Raw genomic sequence first — 12804 nt, 5'->3', positions numbered from 1 at the left:
CCGGGGGGGGCGGCCCGACGGGGCCCGCCCCGCCGGGCCCTGAGTCCGAGCTCGACCGGATCGACGAGTCCCAGGGCCGCGCCCTGCTCGGTATTGGCGGCCTGGGCCAGGCGACCGCCATAGGGATGGCGCGGATGGAGGGTCAGCTGGTTGCAGGCTTCCACCACGCTGGCCACCTCTTCCAGGCGGGAGAAGTCGATCCCCGGGGTGATCCCCTGGCTGTAGAGATTCAGCGCCAGGGTCACCAGGTCGACGTTGCCGGTGCGTTCGCCATTGCCGAACAGGCAGCCTTCCACCCGCGTCGCCCCGGCCAGCTGGGCCAGCTCGGCGCAGGCGACCCCGGTACCACGGTCGTTGTGCGGATGGACGCTGATGGTCACGTGGGGCGCCGGACCCAGGCCGCGGATGAAGCCCTCGATCTGATCGGCATAGACATTGGGGGTGGCCACTTCCACCGTCGCCGGCAGATTGAGGATCAGCGGCCGCTCCGCCGACGGCTGCCAGGCCTCGCGCACCGCCTGGCAGATCTCCAGGGCGAAGTCCGCCTCGGTGAAGCAGAAGGTCTCGGGGGAATACTGATAGGTCCAGGCCGTCTCCGGCTGGGCGTCGCACAGGGCACGCACCCGCTGGGTACCGGCCACCGCCATGGCCAGGGTGGCGCCGCGATCCTGGTCGAACACCACCCGGCGAAACAGCGGCGCGGTGGCGTTGTAGAGATGGACTATGGCGCGGGGTGCGCCCACCAGGGCCGCGAAGGTGCGCTCGATCAACTCGCTGCGCGCCGGCGTCATCACCTGCAGCCAGAGATCGTCCGGCAGTCCGTCCGCCGTGACCAGTTCGCGCACGAAGGCGAAATCGGTCTGGGACGCCGCCGGAAAGGCCACCTCGATTTCCCGGTAACCCACGGCCAGCAACAGGGCGAAGAAGCGTCGCTTGCGTTCCAGCCCCATGGGCTCGATCAGCGCCTGGTTGCCATCGCGCAGGTCGGTGGAGCACCAGCGCGGTGCCTGGGTCAGCTGACGGCTCGGCCATTGGCGATCGGGTAACGAGGGCGCGGCAAAGGCGCCGTACTTGGTCTGGGGTTGCTTGAGCATGGGGGACTCCAGGGCTGGACCCTGGAGTCTGACCGCCGCGCCGCGCCGCTGCGCTCGCGAGCAGGACAACCCCCTGCGCGATCCGGACAGCGGCGGGCGAAAAAAAGCCGCCGGGGGTAGGCCCCGGCGGCTGCTCTGTCGGCGACCCCTGGTCAGCCCACCGCGATGCGCTCCAGCGGCACCGGCTTGAGCCGCGGCGTCAGTACATGGATGACCACGATGGCCACTAGGTAGGCGCTGCCGGCGACGATGAAGATCGGCTGGTAGGACTTGAAGATCTCCAGGATGTAGCCGTTGTAGGTGGTCATCAGCATGCCGCCGATGGCGCCGGCGGTACCGCCGATGCCGATCACCGAGGCCACGGCTTCCTTGGGGAAGAGGTCCGACGGCAGCGTCATCAGGTTGGCCGACCAGGCCTGGTGGGCCGCGGCGGCGAGGCCGATGATGCCGACCACCAGCCAGAGGCTGGAGACGAACTGGGCGGTGACGATGGGCACGACCGCCAGGGCGCAGAGCAGCATGGTGGTCTTGCGCGCCAGGTTGGCGCTACGGCCCAGCTTCATCTGCTTGGAGGAGCCCCAGCCGCCCATCACCGAACCGATGTCGGCGAGGATATAGATGGCGATCAGCGGCGGACCGAAGGATTTCAGATTCAGGCCGTAGGTCTTGCCAAGGAAGTCCGGCAGCCAGAACAGGTACAGCCACCAGATCGGATCGGTGAGGAACTTGCCGGCGGCATAGGCCCAGGTCTCGCGGAAGGTCAGCAGCTTGAACCAGGAGATCTTGGTCGGGGCGCTCGGGGTGGCCGCCACCGGGGAGCCGTCGTCGGCCTGGATGTAGGCCAGCTCTTCACGACTCACCTTGGGGTGCTCGTGGGGGCGGCGATAGATCAGCAGCCAGGCGATCAGCCACAGGGCGGTGACGATGCCGATGGAGATGAAGGCCGCGCGCCAGCCCCAGGCCAGGGTGATGGCCGGAACCAGCAAAGGTGTGATGATCGGACCCATGGCGGTGCCGGCGTTGAACAGCCCGGTGGCCTGGGCGCGTTCCTTTTGCGGAAACCATTCCGACACCGCCTTGAGGCTGGCCGGAAAGCTGCCGGACTCGCCGAAGCCGAGGGTGAAGCGCACCAGCACGAAGTGGGTGACGGTATGGGCGATGCCGTGACCGATGCTGGCGATGGTCCAGATGGTGAAGGCCAGGGCGTAGCCGATGCGCACCCCGACCTTGTCGATGATGCGGCCAAAGGTCAGGAAGCCGATGGCGTAGGCGCACTGGAACCAGAACACGATCTTGGCGTAGTCGGTCTCCGTCCAGCCCAGGTCCGTCTGCAGCGTGGGCTTGAGGATGCCGATCATCTGACGATCGATGTAGTTGATACCGATGGCGATGAACAGCAGGGCGCAGATCAGCCAGCGGTAGCGGGTGATGCGGGAGGCTTGCTGGGTAGCGGCGACGGGCGGGACCTGCGGCCGCAGGGCGGACTCCGTCTCGGGAGTGACCTGGATAGTCATTGAATGGGCTTCCTGACTTGTTGTTATTGACCGGCGTGAACCGGGGTCGTTGGAAAGCTGTTACCAGATATTCATATGACATCGTATGAGTGACTTTCGAAGGTGTCAATCCACCCAAAGCAGAGTGGTCAGACATCTCTTAAGAGGCTAGACCCGGGCCTCTCAAGCCTGCGTTGGCGCTCGCGTTCAGCCCCTGGACAACGCCGTGAAGAATCTGTGACGCACCTGGCACTTTCTCATGCCGGGCCGTCTAATGCCGGTCTTTGAAGTGAAGCCGTCGCCTCATCCTTTTCGCCGAGCCTGCCGTGCCTGTCGCCGACATCCCTTCCCTGCTGGCGCGCCTTGCCGAGCTGGAGCAGAGCAATCAGCAGCTGCGCCAGCAGCTCGACGCCCGCGCCGCGCCTCCTGAAAACAGCACGACCCTGGCCAGCGAACGCTACCAGTTCCTGTTCAACGCCATGGACGAAGGCTTCTGCATCATCGAATTCATCGACGGCCCCCATGGGCCGCTGAGCGACTATGTGCATGTCGAGGCCAATCCGGCCTATGCCGCCCATGCCGGCATTCCCAACGTGGTGGGCCAGAAGTTGCGCGACATGGTCGGCGACGAGGCCCAGGCCTGGCTGGATCGCTATGGCCATGTGCTGCGTACGGGCGAAGCCATCCGCTTCGAGCAGGAACTGGTGGCCACCGGGCGCTACCTGGAGCTGACCGCCTTTCGCATCGAGCCGGCCAGCCGCCGCCAGGTCGCCGTGCTGTTCCAGGACATCACCCCACGCAAGCGCGCCGAGGTGGCCCTGCGGCAACTCAACGAAACCCTCGAAGAGCGGGTGCAGGCGGCGCTGGTCGCCAATCGCATCCTGGCCAACGTGGTGGACGCCGCCAGCTCCATGATCCACGTACTGGACTTCGATTTCCGCTGGCTGGCGGTCAACGGCTCCGGCGCCGAGGTGTTCGAAGAGGTGATCGGGGTAAGGCCGCGCATCGGCGACTCCTTCAGCGAAAGCCTGAAGCGGCGGCCTGACCTGCGTGACGGCATCCTCGCGCACTGGCGCCGCGCCTTCGCCGGCGAGACGTTCAGCACCATCATCTCGGTGCACAGGGGATCGCTGCAGCATCATTACGAATTGCAATTCAGTCCGCTGCTCGACGCCGAGGGCCAGCGCATCGGCGCCTATCAGTTCGCCTATGACGTCACCGAGCGCCTCAACGAGCAGGAGCGCATCCGGCTCATGGAAGAAGCGCTGCGGCAGTCGCAGAAGATGGAAGCCGTCGGCCAGCTCACCGGTGGCATCGCCCATGACTTCAACAACCTGCTGACCGGCATCCTCGGTTCGCTGGAATTGCTCGACCTGCGCCTGCGCCAGGGCCGGCTGCAGGACCTCGAGCGCTACACGGGCACCGCCCGCAGCGCCGCCCAGCGCGCCGCCGCCCTGACCCACCGGTTGCTGGCCTTTTCCCGTCGCCAGACCCTGGATCCGCAGCCGGTGGCCCTGGAGCAACTGGTCATCGGTCTGGAAGACCTCATCCAGCGCAGCATCGGCCCGCAGATCGCCCTGGAGCGCGAGGCCGATCCCAGGCTCTGGCTGACCCACATCGACGGCCCGCAGCTGGAAAACGCCCTGCTCAACCTCTGCCTCAACGCCCGCGACGCCATGCCCGACGGCGGGCGCATCCGTATCGTCCTGAGCAACGAGCGCCTGGACGAGACCCAGGCCGAGCAGCAGGCGCTGCCCCCGGGTGACTATGTGCGCCTGAGCGTGGGCGATACCGGTAGCGGCATGAGCGACGAGGTCCTGGACAGGGCCTTCGACCCCTTCTTCACCACCAAGCCCATTGGCCAGGGCACCGGCCTGGGCTTGTCCATGGTGCACGGCTTCGTGCTGCAGTCGGGTGGCGAGATCCGCATCGACTCGGCGCCCGGCGCCGGTACCTGGGTACATCTCTATCTGCCGCGCCAGCGCCTGGCACCGGTGGCCAGCGCCCCGGTCTATCCCGAGCTCGAACCCAGCCGGCCCGGCCAGGGCGAGACCATCCTGGTGGTGGATGACGAGCCGACCATCCGCACCCTGCTGGTGGATGCCATGCTCGCCCAGGGCTACCAGGTGCTGGAGGCAGCCGATGCCGCCACCGCCCTGGCACTGGTCACGTCTGCTACCCCTCTGGATCTGCTGGTGACCGACGTCGGCCTGCCGGGGACGCTCAATGGCCGCCAGCTGGCCGATGCCCTGCGCCGGCTGCGACCGCAGTTGCCGGTGCTGTTCATCACCGGCTATGCCGAGGCCAATGTCATCGGGGACGGCGATCTCGACGCCGGCATGCGGGTCCTGACCAAGCCCTTCACCCTGGATACCCTGGAGCGACGAATCCAGGCGCTGCTGCAGCCGTCCTGAGCGGCGACCGGGCAACACCTGATAGCTCTTTGCTATCATCCGCCCTTTGCGTCGCTACCCGTGCCCTCGCCCATGGACAAGCTCTCCCTGCTTCACCTGTTGCTGATCTTTACCGCCATCGCCTGCATGGCCCTGCTGCCGAGCTGATTCGCTAGCGGCGTTAAGGCAGCCATAAGGCGGGCGGTGGCAAGCTCTCCTCCATGCCGAAAGGCATCGTAGAAGCTGACATCTGCGCTTTTAGCCCGGGAGGATCCCGGGCTTTTTTTCGCGTCGACAAAATGCGCAGCAGTCCACGGGTCCGCGCTTTGCCACTGCAGCGCCCTCTGCCGGGCCTGGCAAGATGGGGCTCAGGTCCAGGAGGGACAGTCATGATCACCAGGATGCCGTCAGCCCACGCTCAGTCGCTCGCCTTCGATGTCTGCCCCCTCGGCGCCGACGTCCAGTCCCTGTCCATCGATCTGCTCCGCCAGGGCTTTCTGGCGCTGGATCATCATGGCCAGCTGTACATGAGTCGCGAACTCAAGCGCCAGTTGCGCGAGCGGCTGGTCGAACAACTGGATGCCCAGCTGCCCGCGGTCGCGGCCGCCGCACTGGAACGCTCCGCCCCGCAACCGCGGGCCTTGCCGCAGCGTCGCAGCCGCGGCGGCTGATCGTCCCTTTCAGTCCCGATAATCCGGCTCCAGCCGCAGCAGCTGGCGCTTCACGCTTTCCAGATGCAGCCGGGCGCTGTCGGCGTTGCCCTGCAGCAGCTGCTGGCAGGCGGCGTGCGCGATGGCCGGGGCCACTGGCTTCAGCGGCCGGCCGCTGGCCATGGCCTTGAGTTGCACCTCGGCGGCGCGCTCCAGGTAGTAGAGATCATCCCAGGCCTCGGCGATGCTCGGCCCCAGCACCAGCGGTCCGTGATTCTTCAGCATGACCACCGCCGCATCACCCGCCGCCCGGGCGATGCGTTCGCCTTCGGCCGCGTCCAGCGCCAGGCCGTTGTAGTCCTCGTCCACGCTCAGGCGGTCATAGAACTTCAGCGCGGTCTGCCCGGCCCAGACGAAGGGGTCGCCCTCCAGCAGGCAGAGCGCCGTGGCGTGGGGCATATGGGTGTGGAAGGCCGCCCGCGCCTGGGGATTGAGCCGGTGCAGCTGGGCATGGATATAAAAGGCGGTGGCCTCGGGTGCCCCCTCTCCCACGACCACACCGCCCGCGAAGTCGCAGATCAGCAGCGAGGACGCCGTGACCTCGGCAAAGGCCAGGCCATGGGGATTGACCAGGAACAGGTCGTCGTGGCCGGGCACCACGAAGGAAAAGTGATTGCAGATCCCCTCGCCCAGGCCCAGGCGGGCGGCCATGCGAAAACAGGCGGCGAGATCGAGGCGGGCCTGGCGGATGGCCGGGGTATCCAGATCAGGGTGACGGGTAGCGGCGACGGTACTCTCGAAGGCGTGGGCCATGGGCAGCTCCTTGGACGGGGACCCAGCCGTTGCACAAAGGATGCCGCCCCCTGTCATGGCGTTGTCATCATAAAATTGCAGCAATCCCTTGTTACATCTCTGCTGTCTTTCCACCTGCGCAGAGAATCTTCCATGACGTTCCTTCCCACCCGTCTTGCCCGTGCCTGCAGTCTCGCCCTCCTCGCCAGCTCGGCCGTCATGGCCGCGGAACCGGCGCGCAACGTCATCCTCTTCATTCCCGATGGCCTGCGCGCCAACATCGTCGATGCCCAGACCGCGCCGAATCTGGCCCAGCTGCGGCGCGAGGGCGTGAACTTCCAGAACAGCCACTCGCTGTTCCCGACCTTCACCACGCCCAATGCCTCGGCCCTGGCCACCGGGCACTACCTGGGCGACACCGGGGATTTCAGTAACACGATCTACACCGGCTTCCCGGTTCCAGGGGCGAACAACAGCGTCACGCCCTTCCTGGAAAACGACGAGGTGCTGGGCGACGTCGACGAGCACTTCGCCGGCAACTACCTGGACGAGGAAACCCTGCTCGCCGCCGCGCGCCAGGCGGGCCTCTCCACCGCCGCCGTCGGCAAGCTCGGCCCGGTGGCCATCCAGGACGTGACCGCCCGCGACGGCGAGAAGACGGTGATCGTCGACGACTCCACCGGCCATCCCACCGGCATTCCCCTGAGCGCGGCCATGCAGGACGCCCTGAAACAGGCCGGTCTGCCGCTGGAAGCCCCGAGCCGGGGCGCCAACGGCAAGGCCGGCAACGCCACCACGCCGGGCACCCTGAGCGCCAACGTCGAGCAGCAACGCTACTTCCTCGACGTCACCAACCAGGTGCTGCTGCCGCGTTTCAAGGAAAGCGGCAAACCCTTCGTGCTGGTGTTCTGGTCGCGCGATCCCGACGGCACCCAGCACAACCAGGGCGACAGCCTGGGCAAGGTCATCCCGGGCATCAACGGCCCCACCAGCCTGGCCGCCATCCGCAACGTCGACGCCAACCTCGATGCCCTGCGCGCCCGGCTGAAGGAGCTGGGCCTGGACGGCAACACCGACATCTTCGTCAGCGCCGACCACGGCTTCTCCACCATTTCCAAGGAGAGCAAGACCAGTCCGGCGGCCAAGGCCAGCTACCCCGACGTGCCCAAGGGGCAGCTGCCGCCCGGCTTCCTCGCACTGGATCTCGCCGCCGCGCTGAACTTGCCGCTGCTCGATCCGGACGCCAAGGGCGCCGCGGTGGCGATGGACCAGGGCCAGCACCCGAGCAAGGCCAATGGCCTGATCGGCCCCGACGCGGCCAAGCCGGAGGTGGTGGTGGCGGCCAACGGCGGTTCGGACCTGGTCTATCTGCCCCAGGGCGATGCCAAGGCGCTGGCGCCCAAGGTGGTCGCGGCGCTGCTCAAGCAGGATTACGTCAGCGGCCTGTTCGTCGACGACGACCTGGGCAAGATCCCCGGCACCCTGCCGCTCTCGGCGATCAACCTCAAGGGCTCGGCGCTCACCCCCTATCCGGCCATCGTGGTCAACTTCCGCTCCTATGACAGCGGCTGCGGCAAACCCGACGTCTGCGCCGTGGAAGTGGCCGACACCGGGCTGCAGCAGGGCCAGGGCATGCACGGCAGCTTCAGCCGCGGCGATACCCACAACTTCATGGCGGCCATCGGTCCGGACTTCCGCAAGGGCTTCGTCGACCTGAGTCCGGTCAGCAACGCCGACGTTGGACAGACCCTGGCGCACCTGCTGCACCTGGAGATCCCGGCCAAGGGGCAACTGGTCGGCCGGGTGATCGGCGAGAGTCTGGAGGGCGGCAAGCCGGTCAAGGCCAGCCATCAGGTGCAGCGCTCGGCACCGGCGGCGGGCGGGCTGGTCACCGAACTCAAGACCCAGAATGTCGGCGACACCCGCTACTTCGATGCCGCCGGCTTCAAGGGACGCTCGGTCGGGCTGTGATCCGTGCCTAGAGGCTAAGAGTGCCGCGGATGCAGTCCTGCACCGCGCCCCCCACCCAGATGCGGTCGGCGATACGGGCTACCCGTACCCGGCCGCGCCGGCCCAGCGCCGTGCCCTGGCTGGCCAGGTAGCGCTCCGGCGCCAGGCCCGCCGGGATCAGCCACTGCGCCAGGCTGGCGTTGAGGCTGCCGGTGACCGGGTCTTCGGCGAATTCCTCGCCCATCAGGGCGCGCACCTCGAATTGCGCCTCGGCATCGCTGCCCGTCCAGGGGGCGATCAGGCCGACGTTGAGGCCTTCCAGGGCGGCATAGTCCGGGCGGATCGCCAGCAATTCCTCACGACTTTTCAGGAGCACCGCGACCCAGCCGGGACCGTTGTCGGCCCACTGGCTGGCCTGGATGCGTTCCGGCGAAAGACCGGTGCCGCGGGCGATGCGTGCCAGGACCTCGGGCTCCACCGCGCCGCCTCGCACCAGCGGCGGCGCGGCAAAGGCCAGTTCCTCCCCGGCGGCGCGGATCGACACCAGGCCGGCGCCGCATTCCTGGATCACCTCGCCGCCCTTGGGTCGTCCGCCTTCACGCAACCAGACATGGCAGCTACCCAGGGTCGGATGACCGGCGAAGGGCAGCTCGCGCTGCGGGGTGAAGATGCGCACCCGGTAGTCCGCCGCTGGATCGGTGGGTTCGAGGAGAAAGGTGGTCTCCGACAGGTTGGTCCAGCGCGCCAGGGCGGCCATCTGCGCGGTGGAAAGCCCATCGGCGCCACAGACCACCGCCAGAGCATTGCCATCCAGGGGGCGCTGGGCGAAGACATCGACCTGATGAAAGACGAGGGACATGACGGCGGACTCCTGGGGCAAAGAGCCGATTGTCCGCGGTCGGCAGGCGCTAGGAACAGCCACAGCCAGGTGGCCAAGGGGCCGTACAGAAGGGTGTTGCGCGTGGGATTCGCGTGGAAAACGCTGCGCGGTTTTCCACTCTACGGTGTTGCCCTACGGCATCGACGCGGGGCTTGCCCTCACCCCAGCCCTCTCCCGGAGGGAGAGGGGGCGGTTCTGCGCGGAGGTTGGCGCCACTCCGTAGCGCGGACAACGGCGCAGCCTTGTCCACAGTCCGTAGATCCCTCGCATGTTGGCGCTGAGCACAGCGAAGCCCAACGGTCGGACCACCCGCCCTCACCCCAACCCTCTCCCAGAGGGAGAGGGGGCGGTTCTGCGCGGAGGGTGGCGCCACTGCGTAGCGTGGACAACGGCGCAGCCTTGTCCACAGTCCGTAGATCCCTCGTAGGTTGGCGCTGAGCACAGCGAAGCCCAACAACCAGGCTACCCACCCTCACCCCAACCCTCTCCCAGAGGGAGAGGGGGCGGTTACGAGGGAGGTTGGCGCTACTCCGTAGCGTGGACAACGGCGCAGCCTTGTCCACAGTCCGTAGATCCCTCGTAGGTTGGCGCTGAGCACAGCGAAGCCCAACGGTCGGACCGCCCACCCTCACCCCAGCCCTCTCCCACAGGGAGAGGGGGCGGTTCTGCGCGGAGATTGGCGCTACTTCGTAGCGTGGACAACGGCGCAGCCTTGTCCACAGTCCGTAGATCCCTCGTAGGTTGGCGCTGAGCACAGCGAAGCCCAACGACCAGGCTACCCACCCTCACCCCAACCCTCTCCCAGAGGGAGAGGGGGCGGTTCTGCGCGGAGGTTGGCGCTACGCACGAATCACCAATCACCAATCACCCGTAGGTTGGCGCTGAGCGCAGCGAAGCCCAACGCGGGCACGGCACCCTCACTCCACCGCCGGCCGCGCGAAGATGCGGGTTACCGCATCGAGGTGCGCGGCCATGGCCTGGCGGGCGGCGTCGGGGTCGTGGGCTTCCAGGGCTTCGAGGATGGCGAGGTGCTCCTGCTGGGAGCGGTCGGGCATGTCTTCCGGGGTGTAGCGGCGCTGTAGGAGCTGGAACATGCTGCCGTAGCGATGGCCGAGCAGATGGCGCAGCAGCAGCGCATAGGCCGAGTTGCCGCTGGCCTGGGCGATGCGGATATGGAACAGCCGGTCGCCGGGATGGGTGGTGGAGCCCAGGCGATTGTCCTCGACGTTGCGAAAATAGGCGGCGCGGATGCCGGCCAGTTCGCTGGCGCTGGCGTGCCGGGCGGCCAGGGCGGCGGCTTCCGGTTCCACCAGGCGGCGCGCCTGCAGCAGGGCGAAGGGCGGGATCTCGGCGTCCAGATCCAGCGCCAGGCTCAGCTCCGGATCCATCTCCGCCCACTGGCCGCGCCCGGCCAGCTCCAGCACCGGGGTATCCGGTGGCGGCGGGGCGCTGGGGGCGCAGACCCGCACGCCGTCGCCGACGCGCACGTCCACCAGGCCGATCACCTCCAGGGCGATCAGCGCCTCACGCACCGAGGCCCGACTCACGCCCAGTTGCTTGGCCAGTTCGCGCTCGGCGGGCAGGCAACTGCCCGGCGGGTATTCGCCGCCGTCGATGAGGGCGCGCAACTGGTCGGCGATCTGCCGGTAAAGCCGTGGTTTTTCAATCACCTGAAGGGGCATGGCGGTCTCGTCTCATGCAGCTCGCGCAGTCTGCCGCGAAAAAATCCTTGCCTGAGAGCCTAGCAGGGTCTAAACAATAGGACCAATGGCCTGACCATTGACCGCTGGCGGTCAGGCAACTCACAACAATAATCAGCCAAGAGGTCTCCACATGAGTCACGCAGGCAAACGCGTCCTGGTCACCGCCGCCGGCCAGGGAATCGGCCGGGCCACCGCCCTCGCCTTTCATCGCGCCGGTGCCGAGGTCATCGCCACCGATATCAATGCCTCCGCCCTGGACAGCCTCGAAGGGCTGCAGACCCGGGTGCTCGACGTCACCGACGCGGCCGCCGTGACCGCCCTGGTCGCCGAGCTGGGCAGCTTCGACGTGCTGTTCAACTGCGCAGGCTATGTCCACGCCGGCAGCATCCTCGATTGCGACGAAGAGGCCTGGCGCTTCTCCTTCGAACTTAATGCCACCGCCATGTACCGGATGATCCGCGCCGTGCTGCCCGGCATGCTGGCCCAGGGCGGCGGCTGCATCATCAACATGGCTTCGATCGCCTCCAGCCTCAAGGGCGTGGCCAATCGCTGCGCCTATGGCGCCAGCAAGGCGGCGGTGATCGGCCTGACCAAGTCGGTGGCCGCCGACTACGTCGGCCAGGGCATCCGCTGCAACGCCATCTGCCCCGGCACCGTGGATTCCCCCTCGCTGCACCAGCGCATCGCCGACCAGGCCGCTCGCGAAGGCCGCAGCGAAGCCGAGGTGCAGGCCGCCTTCGCCGCCCGCCAGCCGATGGGTCGCGTCGGTCGGCCGGAGGAGATCGCCGCCCTCGCCCTGTATCTTGCCGCCGACGCCGCCGCCTTCGTCACCGGGACTGCCCAGGTGATCGATGGTGGCTGGAGCGTCTGACGCCGTTTTTCGTCCGCACCCTTTTCCCCTCATAGGAGCTCCGATGAAACTCTTGCGCTACGGCCCCCAGGGCCAGGAAAAACCCGGTCTGCTGGATGCCCAGGGCCGACTTCGCGATCTCTCCGGCCAGGTGGCCGATCTTACCGGCGAGGCGCTCGGCGCCGACTCTCTGGCCCACTTGCGCCAGCTGGACCCAAACAGTCTGCCGCTGGTGGACGGCACCCCGCGCCTGGGCCCCTGCGTGGGTCGGGTCGGCAAGTTCATCTGCATCGGCCTCAACTACGCCGACCACGCCGCCGAATCCGGCCTGGACGTGCCCAAGGAGCCGGTGGTGTTCAACAAGTGGACCAGCGCCATCTGCGGTCCCAACGACGCGGTGCAGATCCCCCGCGACTCGACCAAGACCGACTGGGAAGTGGAGCTGGGCGTGGTGATCGGCAAGGCCGGGCGCTACATCGACGAGGCCAATGCCCTGGACCATGTGGCCGGCTATTGCGTGGTCAACGACGTCTCCGAGCGCGAGTGGCAACTCGAACGCGGCGGCACCTGGGACAAGGGCAAGGGCTTCGACACCTTCGGCCCGCTCGGCCCCTGGCTGGTCACCGCCGACGAGGTGGCCGATCCGCAGAATCTCGATCTCTGGCTGGAGGTGGACGGCCACCGCTACCAGAACGGCAATACCCGCACCATGATCTTCACGGTGGCCCAGATCATCGCCTACCTCAGCCGCTGCATGAGCCTGCAGCCGGGTGACGTCATCTCCACCGGCACCCCGCCGGGCGTGGGCATGGGCGTCAAGCCGCAGTCGGTGTACCTCAAGCCCGGCCAGGAAATGCGCCTGGGCATCCAGGGCCTGGGCGAGCAGCACCAGCGTACCGTCGCCGCCGACTAGACCCGACAGCCCCACCCCTGCCTATCAGCCTCCCCGGGGGCCCCGGGGTGCGGCCCGGCCCCGGGCCGGCGGGGGCCGCCGGCGGG

10 protein-coding genes are annotated in these 12804 nt (G+C 67.6%); 5 read left to right on the top strand and 5 right to left on the bottom strand.

Annotated features, from left to right (window positions below):
- Both QMX82_RS24290 and QMX82_RS24285 read right to left on the bottom strand, forming a co-directional pair.
- The coding region (locus QMX82_RS24290) for a 2-isopropylmalate synthase (RefSeq protein WP_282288364.1) at positions 1-1094 on the bottom strand (1094 nt) is incomplete at its 3' end.
- Positions 1095-1246: 152 nt separating this feature from the next.
- Positions 1247-2608, bottom strand: coding sequence for an MFS transporter (locus QMX82_RS24285; protein WP_208693953.1), 1362 nt, complete (start codon positions 2606-2608; stop codon positions 1247-1249).
- A 305-nt stretch (positions 2609-2913) separates the two neighbouring features.
- Between QMX82_RS24285 and QMX82_RS24280 the strand changes: the two genes are divergently transcribed.
- Positions 2914-5001: a PAS domain-containing protein gene (locus tag QMX82_RS24280; RefSeq protein ID WP_282288362.1), complete on the top strand. Its 2088-nt coding sequence runs from the start codon at positions 2914-2916 to the stop codon at positions 4999-5001.
- 368 nt (positions 5002-5369) lie between these two features.
- Positions 5370-5651, top strand: a complete 282-nt coding sequence (locus QMX82_RS24275) for a hypothetical protein (RefSeq protein WP_282288360.1) — start codon at positions 5370-5372, stop codon at positions 5649-5651.
- Between the two features lie 9 nt (positions 5652-5660).
- Here QMX82_RS24275 and QMX82_RS24270 read toward each other — a convergent pair whose 3' ends face one another.
- Positions 5661-6443 carry an aldolase gene (locus QMX82_RS24270; protein WP_208693951.1) on the bottom strand — a complete coding sequence of 261 codons (783 nt, stop codon included), beginning with the start codon at positions 6441-6443 and terminating at the stop codon, positions 5661-5663.
- A gap of 132 nt (positions 6444-6575) precedes the next feature.
- On the opposite strand from QMX82_RS24270, the gene QMX82_RS24265 reads away from it, so the two are divergent.
- Complete coding sequence (locus QMX82_RS24265) at positions 6576-8393, top strand: alkaline phosphatase family protein (protein ID WP_282288357.1); 1818 nt, start codon at positions 6576-6578, stop codon at positions 8391-8393.
- Positions 8394-8400: 7 nt separating this feature from the next.
- On the opposite strand, the gene QMX82_RS24260 is transcribed toward QMX82_RS24265, so the two are convergent.
- Both QMX82_RS24260 and QMX82_RS24255 read right to left on the bottom strand, forming a co-directional pair.
- Positions 8401-9231 (bottom strand): PhzF family phenazine biosynthesis protein, encoded by an 831-nt coding sequence (locus QMX82_RS24260; RefSeq protein ID WP_282288355.1) that lies wholly within the window; start codon positions 9229-9231, stop codon positions 8401-8403.
- Between the two features lie 938 nt (positions 9232-10169).
- The gene (locus tag QMX82_RS24255) at positions 10170-10934 is read right to left on the bottom strand and encodes a FadR/GntR family transcriptional regulator (RefSeq protein ID WP_282288353.1); all 765 of its coding nucleotides are present in this window, start codon (positions 10932-10934) and stop codon (positions 10170-10172) included.
- A gap of 151 nt (positions 10935-11085) precedes the next feature.
- Between QMX82_RS24255 and QMX82_RS24250 the strand changes: the two genes are divergently transcribed.
- Together QMX82_RS24250 and QMX82_RS24245 are read left to right on the top strand one after the other, a co-directional pair.
- Positions 11086-11826 carry an SDR family oxidoreductase gene (locus tag QMX82_RS24250; RefSeq protein ID WP_282288351.1) on the top strand — a complete coding sequence of 247 codons (741 nt, stop codon included), beginning with the start codon at positions 11086-11088 and terminating at the stop codon, positions 11824-11826.
- 43 nt (positions 11827-11869) lie between these two features.
- Positions 11870-12718: an ureidoglycolate lyase gene (locus tag QMX82_RS24245; protein WP_282288349.1), complete on the top strand. Its 849-nt coding sequence runs from the start codon at positions 11870-11872 to the stop codon at positions 12716-12718.
- Positions 12719-12804 lie beyond the last annotated feature (86 nt).

The sequence above is a fragment of the Pseudomonas sp. PS02302 genome (assembly GCF_029959585.1).
In the GTDB taxonomy this organism is placed as follows: domain Bacteria; phylum Pseudomonadota; class Gammaproteobacteria; order Pseudomonadales; family Pseudomonadaceae; genus Chryseomonas; species Chryseomonas aestiva.
The sequence above is the reverse complement of the archived record's forward strand: the minus strand, read 5'-3'. Positions and strand labels throughout refer to the sequence as shown.

Bases quoted from the DNA above. Each gene is read 5' to 3' on its own strand.
- QMX82_RS24285 (WP_208693953.1), bottom strand. From the start codon at position 2,608: ATGACTATCCAGGTCACTCCCGAGACGGAGTCCGCCCTGCGGCCGCAG.
- QMX82_RS24275 (WP_282288360.1), top strand. From the start codon at position 5,370: ATGATCACCAGGATGCCGTCAGCCCACGCTCAGTCGCTCGCCTTCGAT.
- QMX82_RS24270 (WP_208693951.1), bottom strand. From the start codon at position 6,443: ATGGCCCACGCCTTCGAGAGTACCGTCGCCGCTACCCGTCACCCTGAT.
- QMX82_RS24265 (WP_282288357.1), top strand. From the start codon at position 6,576: ATGACGTTCCTTCCCACCCGTCTTGCCCGTGCCTGCAGTCTCGCCCTC.
- QMX82_RS24260 (WP_282288355.1), bottom strand. From the start codon at position 9,231: ATGTCCCTCGTCTTTCATCAGGTCGATGTCTTCGCCCAGCGCCCCCTG.
- QMX82_RS24255 (WP_282288353.1), bottom strand. From the start codon at position 10,934: ATGCCCCTTCAGGTGATTGAAAAACCACGGCTTTACCGGCAGATCGCC.
- QMX82_RS24250 (WP_282288351.1), top strand. From the start codon at position 11,086: ATGAGTCACGCAGGCAAACGCGTCCTGGTCACCGCCGCCGGCCAGGGA.
- QMX82_RS24245 (WP_282288349.1), top strand. From the start codon at position 11,870: ATGAAACTCTTGCGCTACGGCCCCCAGGGCCAGGAAAAACCCGGTCTG.